11 protein-coding genes and 1 rRNA gene are annotated in these 17,013 nt (G+C 55.0%); 6 read left to right on the forward strand and 6 right to left on the reverse strand.

The window, feature by feature from the left end; all coding sequences use genetic code 11:
* Positions 1-17: 17 nt before the first annotated feature.
* Positions 18-133: ribosomal RNA gene (gene rrf, locus L579_RS21515) — 5S ribosomal RNA — on the forward strand.
* A 172-nt stretch (positions 134-305) separates the two neighbouring features.
* On the opposite strand, the gene L579_RS21520 is transcribed toward rrf, so the two are convergent.
* The gene (locus tag L579_RS21520; RefSeq protein ID WP_021186251.1) at positions 306-1,628 is read right to left on the reverse strand and encodes a carbohydrate porin; all 1,323 of its coding nucleotides are present in this window, start codon (positions 1,626-1,628) and stop codon (positions 306-308) included.
* A 510-nt stretch (positions 1,629-2,138) separates the two neighbouring features.
* Here L579_RS21520 and metA point away from each other — a divergent pair.
* From metA to aceK, 4 genes are all read left to right on the forward strand, one after another.
* Positions 2,139-3,068, forward strand: a complete 930-nt coding sequence (gene metA, locus L579_RS21525) for a homoserine O-acetyltransferase MetA (protein ID WP_021186252.1) — start codon at positions 2,139-2,141, stop codon at positions 3,066-3,068.
* A gap of 265 nt (positions 3,069-3,333) precedes the next feature.
* Positions 3,334-4,932, forward strand: coding sequence for a malate synthase A (gene aceB, locus L579_RS21530; protein ID WP_021186253.1), 1,599 nt, complete (start codon positions 3,334-3,336; stop codon positions 4,930-4,932).
* 16 nt (positions 4,933-4,948) lie between these two features.
* Positions 4,949-6,253, forward strand: coding sequence for an isocitrate lyase (gene aceA, locus L579_RS21535; protein WP_021186254.1), 1,305 nt, complete (start codon positions 4,949-4,951; stop codon positions 6,251-6,253).
* A 49-nt stretch (positions 6,254-6,302) separates the two neighbouring features.
* Positions 6,303-8,036 (forward strand): bifunctional isocitrate dehydrogenase kinase/phosphatase, encoded by a 1,734-nt coding sequence (gene aceK / locus L579_RS21540; RefSeq protein ID WP_036627957.1) that lies wholly within the window; start codon positions 6,303-6,305, stop codon positions 8,034-8,036.
* Here aceK and iclR read toward each other — a convergent pair.
* Positions 8,033-8,863: a glyoxylate bypass operon transcriptional repressor IclR gene (iclR, locus tag L579_RS21545; protein ID WP_021186256.1), complete on the reverse strand. Its 831-nt coding sequence runs from the start codon at positions 8,861-8,863 to the stop codon at positions 8,033-8,035. The two genes, aceK and iclR, sit on opposite strands and share 4 nt — an antisense overlap.
* Before the next feature lie 149 nt (positions 8,864-9,012).
* On the opposite strand from iclR, the gene metH reads away from it, so the two are divergent.
* Positions 9,013-12,744: a methionine synthase gene (gene metH / locus L579_RS21550; protein ID WP_021186257.1), complete on the forward strand. Its 3,732-nt coding sequence runs from the start codon at positions 9,013-9,015 to the stop codon at positions 12,742-12,744.
* Positions 12,745-12,944: 200 nt separating this feature from the next.
* Here metH and L579_RS21555 read toward each other — a convergent pair whose 3' ends face one another.
* The 4 genes from L579_RS21555 to yjbE form a co-directional block, all read right to left on the reverse strand.
* Positions 12,945-15,035: a YjbH domain-containing protein gene (locus tag L579_RS21555; RefSeq protein ID WP_021186258.1), complete on the reverse strand. Its 2,091-nt coding sequence runs from the start codon at positions 15,033-15,035 to the stop codon at positions 12,945-12,947.
* Positions 15,035-15,772, reverse strand: a complete 738-nt coding sequence (locus tag L579_RS21560) for a capsule biosynthesis GfcC D2 domain-containing protein (protein ID WP_021186259.1) — start codon at positions 15,770-15,772, stop codon at positions 15,035-15,037. The genes L579_RS21555 and L579_RS21560 overlap by 1 nt, the downstream gene beginning before the upstream one ends.
* Positions 15,769-16,416, reverse strand: a complete 648-nt coding sequence (locus L579_RS21565; RefSeq protein ID WP_021186260.1) for a YjbF family lipoprotein — start codon at positions 16,414-16,416, stop codon at positions 15,769-15,771. The genes L579_RS21560 and L579_RS21565 overlap by 4 nt, the downstream gene beginning before the upstream one ends.
* Before the next feature lie 75 nt (positions 16,417-16,491).
* Entirely contained in the window at positions 16,492-16,740 is a 249-nt protein-coding gene (gene yjbE, locus L579_RS21570) for an exopolysaccharide production protein YjbE (RefSeq protein WP_021186261.1), read from the reverse strand.
* Positions 16,741-17,013: the final 273 nt, after the last annotated feature.

Consider the following 17,013-nt stretch of genomic DNA (forward strand, 5'->3'; position numbering starts at 1 on the left):
CGGATAAACAGAATTTGCCTGGCGGCTGTAGCGCGGTGGTCCCACCTGACCCCATGCCGAACTCAGAAGTGAAACGCCGTAGCGCCGATGGTAGTGTGGGGTCTCCCCATGCGAGAGTAGGGAACTGCCAGGCATCAAATAAGTGAAGAAGCCCTGAACGAAAGTTCAGGGCTTTTTTACGTCTGCAAGCCAGTCAATATCCCCGTAGCGGCGCGATTTATCGCGCAGGTTTTACGTGAAGCTGCGCAGAAAAGCGCGCCGCAACGGGTAATGATGCGATAAATCGCACCATTACCGCTTAACTGTTAGAACGTTAAGCTCGCTGTAATTCCCCCAACAAATGCATCTTTTACGCTGCTGTCTGCGCCTGGCGCGACAACGTATTGCAGATTAGGACGCAATGTAAGCCATGAGCTGGCGTTCCAGGAATAGTAGAGTTCATAGTCGTATTCAGAGCCTCTGATCACTGGCAGATAAGTAGCATCATTCACGCTTTGCGCACCATTCTCTTCATTCTCCCGCTCAAGCATGCGGCTGTATGCCGAATTCACATGCAAACGCGCCATACCTAAACCAATTTCATCCTGGGGACGCGTAGCAAAAAGCCCTTTCCAGCTCAGTGCCACCGTTTGGGTATAATCGAGTTTTGAGGTGCGCTTATCATGCATCACCTGGCTCAGCGTCAGAGACAAGCTGCGATGATTATCATGTTGCAGGGCAAATAATTGTTGCTGAACAATGGCATAAGCGCCGTAGCCATGCGCGGTATCGCCATATTGACCGTGTTGCCAGCTGTGATAAACCCCACCCTGAGCCGAAGAGTAGTAAGCACCCAGGCGATAATTTCCCTGTAGTGCATCGGCACCAAGCTTTGGCTGCCAGCCAATTTCTACCGGAACCAGATTGCCATCGGAGTGATTGACCGAGAAGTGAAAACCGCTGCCGCGATTATCGTTATCATCGTTCTGATTATAAAATCCCACCTTAACATAGACATCCGGCGTGATATTCAGCTGTAAACGCCCCATCCACTGAGATACCGGCCAGTTCATCCAGCGATCGCTACGAGATTTACCCGGAATACCCGGTCCGAGCGCCAGGTTCTGGAAATGTGACTCGATGGTGCCAAAATCCTCCCCTACCGTCGCACGACCCAGCTTAAGATTGACATGGTCGTTGAAAAAACCGCTACGCAACCAGAACTGTGTCAGTCGCCATGTCTGACCGCGGCCATAAACCTCCTGAACAGAAGAAAGCATCGGGGCTTTAGGGTTTGCCACCTGTTCCGACAGGTTCTGCCCATTACGATCCGTCACCGTGGCCTGGAAATCAGTGTCCTGCCACCCCAGCAATTTTTCCAGGTCGAGATGGGTACTGAACATCCATTGATCGGTATAACGTGCGGTAGTGGAGGATTGATAGCCACCTGCCAGATTTGCGGCACTCTCCATCACATAATTGACATTAAAATCAATGCCTTGTTGTTGCAGGGCGGTACGCTGACCATCCCAGTCACCTAACATCCACGGTGAATCACTGGAGAAGGGTGCGGCAGCCGCAAACCCGTAGGGTGACGCCATGACCAGCATGCCTGGTACGATCAGGTGTGCAATTTTGAGTTTATGCATAGTAAAAAACCTTACAGATATAATTTCCGAGCCAAAAAGTTAAATAAAGGGATGTTTCAAAATTGGAATTAATAGTGTGGTCTGTTTTTATAACAGAAGTGACTTATACACCTGACGTGATTTAAATTTTATAAATATTTATCTGGAGGTTTTGATTGAGAACAATAAAATTCATAACATAATGAATTTCATGGTTTTTATATTTCAATTTCATGATGTTTTAATTATTTATCTCACTTTTGTTGATGGTATTTATACAACCTAAAAAGTCTGGATTATAAACCAAATAAATATAGATAGAATGTTTTCCATCCGCTTTGATTATTTAAATTGACCCGCAGTTATTTAATTTCAGGCTGTCAGAGATTCTTTCTTCGCCAGATCCTTAAGACACATTAAGCTGAAACATTTTCATAAATCGCATGAAGACTCGACATTCACGATACTCCAGGCTAATGTCAGGCATCTGGATGTCTAAACGTTTATACGGTTGTAAGAGGTAAGCAGGTTATGCCAATCAGGATCCCCGACGAGTTACCGGCAGTGAATTTCTTGCGCAACGAGAATGTCTTTGTGATGACCTCGTCGCGCGCCAGTGTTCAGGAGATCCGTCCGTTGAAAGTGCTGGTCCTCAACCTGATGCCGAAAAAGATTGAGACCGAAAACCAGTTCCTGCGCCTGTTATCCAACTCGCCATTGCAGATTGATATTCAGCTACTGCGTATCGACAGCCGCGAGTCACGTAATACCCCCACCGAGCACCTGAATAATTTCTACTGCAATTTTGAGGATATTCAGGATGATAACTTCGATGGACTGATTGTTACCGGTGCGCCGCTGGGTCTGGTGGATTTCAATGATGTCGCCTACTGGCCGCAGATTCAGCGTGTGCTGCACTGGGCAAAGGAACACGTCACCTCGACGTTATTTGTCTGCTGGGCGGTGCAGGCCGCGTTGAATATTCTCTACGGCATTCCTAAACAGACACGCCAGCACAAGCTGTCTGGCGTGTATGAGCATCAAATCCTGCATCCGCATGCGTTGCTGACGCGTGGTTTTGATGACAACTTCCTCGCCCCGCATTCGCGCTATGCCGACTTTCCCAGTCAGCTGATCCGTGATTACACCGATCTGGAGCTGTTTGCCGAATCGGAAACCACCGGGGCTTACCTGATGGCGAGCAAAGATAAACGCCTGGCGTTTGTTACCGGCCATCCGGAGTACGATGCGCTGACGCTATCCGGTGAATACCATCGTGATTACGATGCCGGGCTGCATCCCGAGGTGCCATTTAACTATTTCCCTCACGACAACCCGGAGTTGCCGCCACGCGCTACCTGGCGCAGTCATGGCAACCTGTTGTTCTCGAACTGGCTGAACTATTACGTTTACCAGATCACGCCGTTTGATCTACGACATATGAATCCGACACTCGAGTAACCGTTCCAACTCGTTTGACCTTGCCGTGGTTGCCTCGTGTAACCACGGCATTTTTTTTGCCTGCGAGATAGCGTGGAAGTTATTGCCTTTAATTCGCGTCTTTAAATTACATTTAAATCATGTTGTTAAGTTGTATTTCCATTAAAAATGGAAATAGCTTTTGAAAATAAAATAAAAATCATTATGCTCTGGTCTTGCAGGTCAAAAAATACCCTACAGCCGGATCCCGCAACGCAATCAGGGATCAACACAGGAGGCAGCCCGCATGACAGACTCGGTTATCAGCAGTACGCTAACCTTCAGCCAGCCCTTTACCCACGCGGAAAAGCAGCTGCTCACCCCGGAAGCGATCGACTTCCTGCACTCCCTGGTGGCACGTTTCGCCCCGGAACGCGATCGCCTGTTGAAAGCTCGCGAGCAACGGCAACAGCGTTATGATCAAGGCGCATTGCCAGGCTTTGATTCGGAAACGGCTTCCATTCGTGAAAATGCGTGGCAGGTGCGCCCCATTCCGGAGTTACTGCGCGATCGCCGCGTTGAGATCACCGGACCACCGGATCGCAAAATGGTGATCAACGCATTGAATGCAAACGTAAAAGTGTTTATGGCGGATTTTGAGGATTCGCTGGCACCCACCTGGCAAAAATTGGTTGATGGTCAGCTGGCGCTGCGTGATGCGGTAAAAGGTACGCTGAGCTTCACCAGTGAAGCAGGCAAGATCTACCAGTTACGATCCGATCCGGCATTGCTGATGTGCCGTGTACGCGGTCTGCATCTGGACGAGAAGCATGTGGAATGGCGTGATCGTGCCATCCCCGGTGGGTTGTTCGATTTTGCGTTGTATCTGTTTCACAACGTCGATGCGCTGCTGGAGAAAGGTCATGGGCCGTGGTTCTATCTGCCGAAAACCGAACATGCCTCGGAAGTGGCGTGGTGGCGTGAAATCTTCCGTTTCAGCGAAGATCGGCTTGATCTGCCACGCGGCACCATTAAAGCCACGGTGTTGATCGAGACGTTACCGGCGGTATTCCAGATGGATGAGATCCTGTGGGAGCTGCGCGATCATGTGGTCGGTCTGAACTGTGGTCGCTGGGATTATATCTTCAGCTACATCAAAACGCTGGGGCAGCATGGTGAACGCATCCTGCCAGATCGTCAGCAAATCAGCATGGATCAACCTTTCCTTGATGCCTACTCGCGTCTGCTGATCAAAACCTGCCATCGGCGCGGCGCGCTGGCAATGGGTGGCATGTCGGCGCTGATCCCAAGCAAGGATGAAGAGCGTAATGCCTGGGTGATGCAGAAGGTACGGGAGGACAAGGCTCGTGAAGCGGCAAACGGCCACGACGGCACCTGGGTGGCACATCCCGGTCTGGCGGATATTGCGATGGCCGAATTTAATCGCCAACTGGGCGATCGACCTAACCAGTTGCATGTCAGCCGCGAGCAAGACAATCCGATCACCGCCGAGCGCTTATTACTTCCCTGTCGCGGCAAACGTACCGAAGCCGGGATGCGCGCCAACATCCGGGTGGCGCTGCAATATCTGGAGTCGTGGATCAGTGGCAACGGCTGTGTCCCCATTGATGGTCTGATGGAAGACGCCGCGACTGCCGAAATTGCCCGTACCTCGATCTGGCAATGGATTCACCACAAGCAAATCCTCAGCGATGGTCAGCTGGTGACGGCTGCATTGTTTGAACAACTGCTGGATGAAGAGTTGCATGCGTTACAGCACAGCCTCGGCGAAGAGCGCTTCCGTCATGGACGTTTTGCTGATGCCGCTGCGCTGATGGCGCAAATCACCACCGATGATGAACTGGTTCCTTTCCTCACCCTGCCAGGTTACCGCCTGCTGCCATGACCCAGGAGACATTGCCATGACGACTCGTGCACAACAAATCAAACAACTGGAAACCACCTGGCGCGACGCGCGCTGGCAGGGCATTACCCGTCCTTACAGCGCGCAGGATGTGGTGAATTTACGCGGTTCGGTGAATCCGGCTTGCACCCTCGCCGAACGCGGCGCGCAAAAGCTGTGGTCGCTGCTGAATGGCGAATCGCAAAAGGGTTACATCAATAGCCTGGGGGCACTGACCGGTGGTCAGGCGGTACAACAGGCGAAAGCGGGTATTGAGGCGATTTATCTCTCCGGCTGGCAGGTGGCGGCGGATGCCAACCTTGCCGGGCAAATGTACCCGGATCAGTCGCTGTATCCGGTGAACTCGGTACCGGCAGTAGTGGAACGTATCAATCAAAGCTTCCAGCGTGCCGATCAGATTCAGTGGGCCAGCGGAATGTCGCCGGACGTTGAAGGGTTTATTGATTACTACCTGCCGATCGTGGCGGATGCTGAAGCGGGCTTTGGCGGGGTGCTCAACGCGTTTGAGTTGATGAAGTCGATGATCCAGGCAGGTGCGGCGGCGGTGCATTTTGAAGATCAACTGGCGGCGGTAAAGAAATGCGGCCATATGGGCGGCAAAGTGCTGGTACCAACGCAGGAGGCGATCCAAAAACTGGTGGCGGCACGACTGGCGGCCGATGTGATGGATGTCCCGACGGTGCTGATCGCCCGCACCGACGCGGATGCTGCTGACCTGATCACCTCGGACTGCGATGAATATGATCGCGCCTTTATTACTGGCGAACGCACCTCGGAAGGGTTCTTCCGCACTCGCGCCGGGATTGAGCAGGCGATCAGTCGCGGTCTGGCCTACGCCCCTTATGCGGATGTGTTGTGGTGCGAAACCTCGACGCCGGATCTGGCGCTGGCGCAGCGTTTTGCCGACGCGATCCATGCGCAATACCCCGGCAAGCTGCTGGCCTACAACTGCTCGCCGTCGTTTAACTGGAAGAAAAACCTCGATGATCGCACCATCGCCCGGTTCCAGCAGGCGTTGAGCGAGATGGGTTACCGCTTCCAGTTCATCACCCTGGCAGGTATTCACAGCATGTGGTTCAACATGTTCGACCTGGCGCACGCCTATGCGCAGGGCGAGGGGATGCGTCACTACGTGGAGAAAGTACAGCAGCCAGAATTCGCGGCGCGTGAGAAGGGCTACACCTTCTCGTCCCATCAGCAGGAAGTGGGTACCGGCTATTTCGACCGTATCACCACGGTGATTCAGGGTGGCCAGTCGTCGGTGACGGCGCTGACCGGTTCCACGGAAGCTGCGCAGTTCTGAGTTGTGATCCCTGGCCCACGGAGGGGCCATATTGCCGGGAGATGTGCCGATGCCGCCGAGAGAATCCCTGATCGCCCATACCATCCTGCAAGGTTTTGACGCGCAGTATGGCCGCTTTCTCGATATTACCGCCGGTGCTCAACAGCGCTTTGAACAGGCCGACTGGCATGCGGTACAGCAGGCGATGAAGGCGCGAATTCACCTTTACGATCACCATGTCGGTCTGGTGGCAAACCAGCTACGGATCATCAACGGTGCGGCAGACTGGGATGAGGCCTTCTGGCTGCGGGTGAAAAGCCACTACGAAACGCTGTTGCCGGGTTATCCGCGCCATGAGATTGCCGAAAGCTTCTTTAACTCGGTGTATTGCCGCTTACAGGGCCATAGCCATCTGTCGCCTGAGCGGCTGTTTATCTTTCCGTCGCAGCCGTATGCCTCCGCCCCGGAATCACCGCGCCCGCTGTCGCGTCTGTACCGGCCCCAGCAGGGGTGGCAGGAGACATTACGGCAGATCCTCAACGATATCCCGCTGCGTCTGCCGTGGCAGGATCAGGCGCGTGATATCAGTTGGGTGGTGCGCCATCTGCACGAACAATTCAGCGCAACGCAGTTAGCGACGGCGACGTTGGATGTGGCCTGCGAGCTGTTTTACCGCAATAAAACCGCATGGATAGTGGCGCGCCTGCGACTGGCCGATGCCACTTTCCCGTGCCTGTTACCGATCCAGCGTGATGAAGACGGGCGGTTGTGGATTGATACCTGTCTGACTGACAGCAACGACGCCAGCATCGTGTTCGGCTTCGCCCGCGCCTACTTTATGGTTTATGCCCCGGTGCCTGCTGCGCTGGTGGCCTGGCTGGCACCCATTCTGCCCGGCAAAACCACCGCCGAACGTTATATGGCGATTGGCTGCCAGAAGCATGGCAAAACCGAATGCTATCGCGAATATCTGCACTACCTGGCGCACAGCGAGGAAGAGTTCACCATTGCCCCTGGCGTTCGTGGCATGGTGATGTTGGTGTTCACGCTGCCAGGATTTGATCGGGTTTTTAAGGTGATCAAAGACCGTTTTGCCCCGCAGAAGGAGGTGACAGAAGCGCAGGTGCGCGACTGCTACCAACGGGTGAAAGAGCATGATCGTGTCGGTCGCATGGCGGATACCCAGGAGTTTGAACACTTCGCGCTGCCGCGTGCACGTATCCCGGCGGCGCTGATGGCCGAGTTTGAACGTGAAATCCCGGAAAAAATCTGCATTGAAGATGACGTGGTGATTATTCGCCATCTGTGGCTGGAGCGCCGTATGCAGCCGCTCAACTTGTGGCTGGCACAGGCCGATGCTGCGCAGCGCCGCCATGCCATTGAAGAGTATGGCGATGCCATACGCCAGTTGGCGGCAGCGAACATTTTTCCGGGGGACATGTTATTTAAAAACTTCGGCATGACGCGCCACGGTCGGGTGGTGTTTTACGATTACGACGAAATCCGCCCGATGACCGAGCTACAGTTCCGTGACGTACCGCCCGCGCGTTACGAAGAGGATGAACTCCAGGCCGAGCCGTGGTACAGCGTCGGGCCAGATGATGTGTTCCCGGAAACGTTCCGCTATGCGTTGTGTAGCGAACCGGCCACCGGGAAGTTGCTGCTGGCGCTGCATCCTGAGTTATTCGATGCGGGCTGGTGGCGCGCCCAACAGGCGCGTATTCGTCAGGGGCATATTGAGGAAGTGATCGCGTGGCGGGCGGCACAGCGCTTTAGCGTGCGCTATGCTCTGCTCCCTGCTTAACGTCCGGCGTAAGCCTGAGTCACCTGTTTCGCGGCGCGGATCACCAGCGCACCTAATTCGGTGATGCGGTCATCAGTCATACGTGCAATCGGGCCGGAAATGGAGATCGCCGCAAAGGGTTCACCATGTTCGTCATAAATCGGTGCCGCCACGCAACGCAGACCCAGCGCGTGTTCTTCATCATCGTGAGAAAAACCCATCTTGCGAATCAGCGCCAGATTCTCTTTCAGGCTATGCGGCGACATCAGGGTTTTCGGTGTGTAGTAATGCAGCCCTTTTTGATGCAGCAACGCCGTCACCTGATCGTCGCTCAGATGCGCGAGGAAGGCTTTGCCAGCGCCGGAAGCGTGCATCGGCAGCTTGCCGCCAATCGGTGCAGACATACGCATCAGTTGAGTGCACTGCACCTGGTCGATAATCACCGCCTGATAATCACTGAGATCCAGCACCGCCAGATTGACGGTTTCCCCGGCATCTTCCATTAACTTGCGCAGAATCGGATGCACAATCGCCAGCAGATTGCGACTTTGCAGGAAGCTGCTGCCGACAACAAACGCATGCGAACCAATCGCCCAGAAACCGAGATCACCCACCTGATGGACGAAGCCCTGCTGCTGCATGGTGGTGAGCAGGCGATGGGTGGTGGAGTTGGGTAAACCGGCCTGTTGTGCCAGTTCAGTCAACGGCACGCTGCCGTGTGATTCTGCAATCAGTTCCAGCAAGCGCAGGCCGCGCGTCAGGGATTGGACCTGGCCGCCAGCCGGGGCCGAGCTGGCCGCAGCGGTACGGGGTTTTTTGCCGCGTTTGGCGGGTGCAGGGGTAACCATGACGTCTCCAGAATTGCTCCAAATATGGAAACCATTTTCGTTTTTCGTCTGGTGAATGCAAACGCTGGCTTACTGGTCGGATCTGTAAAGTCACACTCTGAAAATGTCTCAACTGGCATAACTTTTACCCACCGTAAAGTTATGCCAGTATGTCTGGCTGGCATTTCAGCCAACGTAATGACGTGGACGGGGCAAGAGTGAGCAACAGAATAGAAGCGCTGCATCAGCAGCTCGCGCGACGCATCATGATTCTGGACGGTGGCATGGGCACCATGATCCAGAGTTATAAACTGGACGAGCAGGATTTTCGTGGCAGCCGTTTTGCCGACTGGCCATGCGATCTGAAGGGCAACAACGATTTGCTGGTGCTGTCCAAACCTGAGGTGATCCGCGAGATCCATGACGCCTACCTCGCGGCAGGTGCTGATATTCTGGAAACCAATACCTTCAACGCCACCACCATTGCGATGGCGGATTACGAGATGGAGGCGTTGTCGGCGGAGATTAATTTCGAGGCCGCGAAACTGGCGCGTGCCTGTGCCGACGAATGGAGTGCGAAAACCCCTGAGCGCCCACGCTACGTGGCCGGGGTGCTTGGCCCGACCAACCGCACCTGTTCCATCTCACCGGACGTGAACGATCCCGCTTTCCGTAATATCACCTTTAATCAGCTGGTGGACGCCTACCGTGAATCCACCCACGCGCTGATCAAAGGCGGTTCTGACCTGATCATGATCGAAACGGTGTTCGATACCCTGAACGCCAAAGCCGCGATTTACGCAGTGCAGGCCGAGATGGAGGCGATGGGGGTCAAGCTGCCGCTGATGATCTCCGGCACCATCACCGATGCCTCTGGCCGTACCCTGTCCGGTCAGACGACGGAGGCCTTTTATAACTCGCTGCGCCATGCTGAGCCGCTCTCCTTCGGTCTTAACTGCGCATTGGGACCCGATGAACTCCGTCAGTATGTCGCTGAATTGTCGCGCATTGCCGAAGGTTACGTCACCGCACACCCTAACGCCGGTCTGCCCAACGCCTTTGGCGAATACGATCTCGATGCCGCCACTATGGCACAGCAGATTGGTGAATGGGCGCGTTCCGGCTTTCTGAATATTATCGGTGGCTGCTGCGGCACCACGCCGGAACATATTGCGGCGATGGCCGCGGTAGTGGACGGCGTTGCCCCACGTCAACTGCCGGAGATCCCGGTGGCGTGTCGCTTGTCCGGGCTGGAACCGCTGAATATCAGCGCTGATTCGCTGTTCGTTAACGTGGGCGAGCGTACCAACGTAACCGGTTCGGCGAAATTTAAGCGTCTGATTAAAGAAGAGAAATACAACGAAGCGCTGGATGTGGCGCGTCAGCAGGTGGAAAGCGGCGCGCAAATCATCGATATCAACATGGACGAAGGTATGCTGGATGCGGAAGCGGCGATGGTGCGCTTCCTCAACCTGATTGCCGGTGAACCGGATATCGCGCGCGTGCCGATCATGATCGACTCCTCCAAATGGGAGGTGATTGAGAAAGGGCTGCAATGCATCCAGGGCAAAGGCATCGTCAACTCGATCTCGATGAAAGAGGGGATTGAGCCGTTTATCGATCACGCACGTAAGGTGCGTCGTTACGGTGCGGCGATGGTGGTGATGGCGTTTGACGAAGTCGGTCAGGCGGATACCCGCGCACGCAAAATTGAGATCTGCCGTCGTGCTTACCAGATCCTCACCGAAGAAGTCGGTTTCCCGCCGGAAGATATCATCTTCGACCCGAACATTTTTGCCGTCGCGACCGGTATTGAAGAACACAACAATTACGCGATGGACTTTATCGGTGCTTGTGAAGACATCAAGCGCGAGCTGCCGCATGCGATGATCTCCGGTGGTGTCTCCAACGTATCGTTCTCGTTCCGGGGTAACGAACCGGTGCGTGAAGCGATCCACGCGGTGTTCCTTTACTACGCCATTCGCAACGGAATGGACATGGGTATCGTCAACGCCGGGCAACTGGCGATTTATGACGACTTACCCGCTGAACTGCGCGATGCGGTGGAGGATGTGATCCTCAACCGCCGTGACGACGGCACCGAGCGTCTGCTGGAGCTGGCGGAGAAGTACCGTGGTGCCAAAGGTGACGGCGAGCAGGAAAAACAGCAGGCGGAATGGCGCAGCTGGGATGTGGTCAAACGTCTCGAATATTCGCTGGTTAAAGGTATCACCGAGTTTATCGAGCAGGACACCGAAGAAGCGCGCCAGGCATCTGCGCGGCCGATTGAGGTGATTGAAGGGCCGCTGATGTCCGGCATGAATGTGGTGGGCGATCTGTTTGGCGAAGGGAAGATGTTCCTGCCGCAGGTGGTGAAATCCGCGCGCGTGATGAAGCAGGCGGTGGCTTACCTCGAGCCTTTTATCCAGGCGAGTAAAGAAGCGGGCAGCAGCAACGGCAAAATTGTGCTGGCGACGGTGAAGGGCGATGTGCATGACATCGGCAAAAACATCGTTGGCGTGGTGCTGCAATGTAACAACTACGAAATCATCGATCTTGGCGTGATGGTGCCGAGTGACAAAATTCTGAAAACTGCGATTGAGCAGAAGGCCGACATTATCGGCCTCTCCGGGCTGATCACGCCATCGTTGGATGAGATGGTCAACGTGGCGAAAGAGATGGAGCGTCAGGGCTTCACCCTGCCGCTGCTGATTGGCGGCGCAACCACCTCCAAAGCGCATACCGCAGTCAAAATCGAGCAGAACTACAGCGGCCCGACGGTGTATGTACAGAACGCCTCGCGCACCGTTGGCGTGGTTTCTTCGCTGCTGTCACCGACGCTGAAAGAAGATTTTGTGGCACGTACGCGCAAAGAGTACGACACCGTGCGTATTCAGCACGCGCGTAAAAAGCCGCGTACTCCGCCGGTCAGCCTGCAAATCGCGCGTGACAATGATTTCTCATTTGACTGGGAAAGCTATACGCCGCCGGTGGCACATCGTCTCGGCGCCAGTCCGGTAGAGGCCAGCATTGAAACGCTGCGTAACTACATCGACTGGACACCGTTCTTTATGACCTGGTCACTGGCCGGGAAATACCCACGCATTCTGCAAGATGAAGTCGTGGGTGAAGAGGCACAGCGTCTGTTCCATGATGCTAACGCGATGCTCGATATGCTGAGCCAGAAAGGTACGCTTCAGCCACGCGGTGTGGTGGGGATTTTCCCGGCTAACCGCGTGGGCGATGACATCGAAATTTACACCGATGAAAACCGCAACCAGGTTTTGTGTGTGAGTCATCACTTACGTCAACAGACGGAAAAAACCGACTTTGCTAACTATTGTCTGGCCGACTTCGTGGCACCGAAATCGAGCGGCAAGGCGGACTACCTTGGTGCTTTCGCGGTCACCGGTGGTCTCGAAGAAGATGCACTGGCCGAAGCCTATGACCAGCAGCATGACGACTACAACAAAATCATGATCAAGGCGGTGGCGGATCGTCTGGCTGAAGCGTTCGCGGAATATTTACATGAGCGAGTGCGTAAGGTGATCTGGGGCTTTGCTGCTCATGAAAACCTCAGCAATGACGAACTGATTCGTGAGAATTATCAGGGTATCCGTCCGGCACCGGGTTATCCCGCATGCCCGGAGCACACCGAAAAAGCGCAGATCTGGCAACTGCTGGATGTGGAAACCCATACCGGCATGAAGCTGACCGAGTCCTTCGCCATGTGGCCGGGGGCATCAGTGTCCGGCTGGTATTTCAGCCATCCTGACAGCCGCTATTTCGCCGTGGCGCAGATTCAGCGCGACCAGGTGGAAGATTACGCGGTGCGTAAAGGGATGAGCATCAGTGAGGTGGAGCGCTGGTTAGCGCCGAACCTCGGCTACGACGCAGACTAGTCTTTGCTGCGCGATAAATCGCGCCGCTACAGGTTCGTACGGACTCGTCGCGGCGCTACAGGTTCGCACGGACTCGTCACGGCGCTACAGGTTCGCACGGGCCCGTCGCGGCGCGATTATCCCATCGTTATCCGTGCGTAGCGGCGCGATTTATCGCGCATATTTGGGCGACCCACCGGGCCGCCCAATTTTTATGGCGGTTAATTAAACCGCGCATCACGATCAGAGGTCATATCATACAGCTGGTATTTACGTCCCAGCATCTGACCGCCATCACGCGTCAACGGTACCCAGTTCACCTGCGCACGACCACGCGTTGGCGTCACGGTAAACAGGTCCATCGGAATTGAGATATAGAAGCCTTTGGTGAAGCTACCTTCGCCATACTCTTCTGCGGAGACGTTGGTTTTGGTGGCGTAGAAGCCGACGATCACACCGCTGTCGAACTGCTTCGACATATCGACCGTCACACCTTTATCCTTCGCCAGATACTGACCTACGCTGGCTTTCACCAACACGTTCTCCATAAACCACGGACGCCAGTAAGCGGTCAGATTACCCACAGGCGCTTTGTAATCGGTGAACTTCATCATGTTGTCCCAGTCGCGCTGCTTGACGTAGTTGGCATCGACGCCAAACGCCCAGTTGCTGTCGACCGGACGGTACAACACCTCGCCACCGACACCGCCATACATGGTTTCCAGATAACCGCCGTACACCTGACCGTAGAAGCCATTGCCGAGGTAATGCATGTAGTTGGCTTGCAGGTCATTGATATAAACGTTGTTCTCAACGTACTGACGAATATGGGTACGTACACGCGGCAGGCCGTTGCTGGCCGATAAGCCATTGTAATTAAACTTATCGTAGTTGTTGGCGATGTTGCCAAACAGGCTACCGCCGACCAGCAGGTGATCCGTCAGCCAGTAATCAACGTTACCCATCACGCCGACCTGGTACATATAGAAACTTTCCGGCCCACCGACCGACTGATTCAGTACCGGCGACAGGCTGTAGTTCAGACGATCTTTACGGATGAAGTAACCCTGTTCGGCTTCACCCGGATCGACCGGATCGATACGCTGCTGTTGCAACGGTTTTTCCTGACCCAGCGGGTAACCGGCGAGATCGTTGTGCAGACTGGCGACGTCGGTGCGGGTGGTCACCTGTGGCATATTGAAGCGCGACTCGGTCACATCAATCGTCTTAATGCCGTCCGGCAAATTATTCATGATGATGCGGTTGGCACGATCGACGCCTTCGGTGGTATCACGGTATTTGGTCTGCTCGCCAGAGACATACAAGGTATCGCCTTTGGTCTGAATTCGTGGGCCATCCAGGCCAGCGTTATATTTCAGGTCGGTCAGCTGGTTTGCCACCACGGTCGATTGCAACAAATCGCCCTGCGGCTGCGGATTGTAAGCCGGTTTGGCGCTGTCGATATGTTCCTGGCGCAAATCGTTAAAGTTAGTGCGAATGGTGAAGCCAAACATAAAGGTATTGCCGCGCTCGTAGCTGGCGTTGATATCCGCCCAGTCGGTCACACGGTAAATCGCCCCGACGTTAACTTTGCTGCGCTGCTCCAGACGTCCGGCGAAGTCATCCTGATAGTTGTTGCCTTCATATTCGACTTTCAGACGCAGCGGCTGCCAGGGTGTCTGATATTCGATACCCCCAAACAACGCAGCCGGGCCGTGGAACATTTGCGAACCGTTGATCGAACCGGCTTCGCCGCCTGTGGTACGGCTACAGAAACTGGCGCTGTAGGAACAGAATGGGTTTTTGATGCTGCCGCTGTTGCCGAGATAGCCCCAGCCGATACCGAAGGTGAAATCAAACGGTCCCCAGGCTTTGGTGCCCACCAGATATTCGCTGTCGAACAGGCCGGTACCGCCCAAATCGCGCGTGCCCACCGACACTTCCGGCAGCCAGTAGCTCTCTTGCCACAGGCGCAGCTTCAGGTCGAAGGCTTTGTCTTTATAGCTCTGGTCGCCACTGAAACTCTCGCTGGCGCTGTAGCGACGGGTGCGTACGTCGGTATAACGTACGGTGCTTTCGAGCCACGGGAACAGTTGCAGCGACGCCGAATAGTAGCGGTACTGGTCGTTGTTGCGATAGTTGAGGCTGAATTCCCCGTCACGCGACATACGCGCAGTTGGCACCTGCATCAGGCCGACGCCGCCGAAGTCAGATTGTGACGGGCCAATCGGATCGTCATAGCTTGCCGCCTGTACGTTACAGGCCGCGGAAACAGCAACAGCCAGCAGGCTGAGAAGATAATGTTTTTTCATCAGTCTGGAATCCGGTGAGTCAGAACAGAAATCATGCGGTCATTCAGGTCGCTCTGGCCCCAGGGCAGGCTCCACGATGAAAAACCGAGCCAGATAATGCTGCCAGGCTCCACTTCCACATGACGATGATTCCAGTACGCAATCGGGACCTGCTGCGTCTCGCCGGAGGGGGCAATCACCGTGGCGAAGCTGCGTTCACCACCGGAAAGACGATCGTGATCGGCCAGATAGCTGCGCACCGTGCGGCCAGGTTGCCAGCTCACTTTGCCGGGATGCGCCAGCGCACCAAGCACCAGTACCTGAGTCGGCGGTGCCAGCGTGTAGAGGTCATAGCTGCCCTGTAAGCGACGATTGGCTTCCGGGCGGATGCGTACCCAGTCGGGATCGAGCGAAGTAAACTGACGGCCCGTTACCGGGACGGCGGCTAGCTGCTGGATAACCGCACCAATGGCGGCGGCACGATCGCCGCTGTTATCCGCCTGCCAGGCGCGCAAATCGGCCAGCAATTGTTGTTGCTGTTGTTTTGCCACAGCGGTAGCGCCGCGTTCGGCAATCACCGTACCAGGCCACCAGGTGTGAATAGCCGGATTGGTCACCAGTTGGCTGAGGTTTTGTGCATGATCGACCTGCAAGGTCGCGTGCTGTTGTCCGTCGTGGACGATAACCTGGCTATCGGCCAGCGCATTGCCCGCAGTGAACAGCGCCAGTCCCGCCAGCAAAGACGTTATTTTTTTCATGATTTCGCCGGTTTCAGAATGGTGGTTTCAATCGGGAATTCGCCTGCTGCCAGCATCTGCGTGGCTTGCATCACGGTGCCGTCGCGGTTATCGAGCCAGAAGGTGTTCTGCCATTCACGACCCATGCTGTCGATACGCACCGTCTCGTGCCATACCCGGCAGGGTACGGCCTCACCGGCAATAGTCAGCACTTCATCATCACCGCGCTGAAATTGGGAGACAGCGGTAGCGGCGCGTTGCTTATCCTTCTCACGCCACTGCACCACGCGGGTCCAGCTGGCGCCGTTTTGCAGGTGTAGTGGGTCGGCCAGCGGGTCCTGCGCCAGATTGCTGACATCAATCAGGTTGTCGGTCAGGCCGAGGGTTTTCACCAGACGGCCGTGCTGCATCACCAGCATCGCCCGGTCCTGGGTTATCCATTTCTGCTGACCATTTTCGTTGTAGCCCAGCACCACAAAGATGCGCTGGCCGGCGTTGATGCGGGCATAAAGGCTGGCGTAAGGCAGGCTGGCAACCTGCTCATTGGTTACCGTGACATCATCCGGCCCATTGATAGCCAGCATTACGGTCTGTTCCAGACCTTTTTGCGTTTGAGTACAGGCCTGCAACAACAGGCAGAGAAGCAGCAAAGGAAGTCGGCGCACTGTGTGTCCCTGATCAAATCGAATCAAAGCAAAAAATAACCACACGGATGTGTGGTTATGTTTAAAGGTGCTACATCAACGAGTGGTGCCCGTTGTGGTCGTGGTTGTTGTACCGGTATTTGCACCGTCACCACCGCCGGAAGCGGCAATGCCGAGACCTACCAACGCACCGAGCGCACCGATACCCACAGCGGTTGATGCACCAGCGGACATAGCACCCGCCTGCGCACCTGCTGCGGCACCAGCTTCTTCCGGTGCGGCAATCGCAGCGGAAGAAACGGCAACGTAAAGTAAGGCTGCACCGGCAACCATAAGTTTTTTCATAACAGCTTTCCTGCATCTATATGAATGAAGGATTTACCCTTTTAGGGCGCGTTCAGTATAGGGCAACAAATTACCAGAGTTCAGCGCGAGGGGAAGGGGGCGAAAATAACGAACGGTTCTGGTGGAAAATAAGGCAAATTAGCGATAGCTGCTTTTTTTTATTGGAGTTTTTATTTGAACTGGAACAACTGTTTGGTTGCGAGATTGCGGGCAGGATTTTTCACTTTTGCATTAAGAATTGGTACGGAATCGGAATATTCAGAATTCCCTTAA

The organism is Pantoea sp. AS-PWVM4 (genome assembly GCF_000468095.1).
GTDB classification, from domain to species: domain Bacteria; phylum Pseudomonadota; class Gammaproteobacteria; order Enterobacterales; family Enterobacteriaceae; genus Pantoea; species Pantoea phytobeneficialis.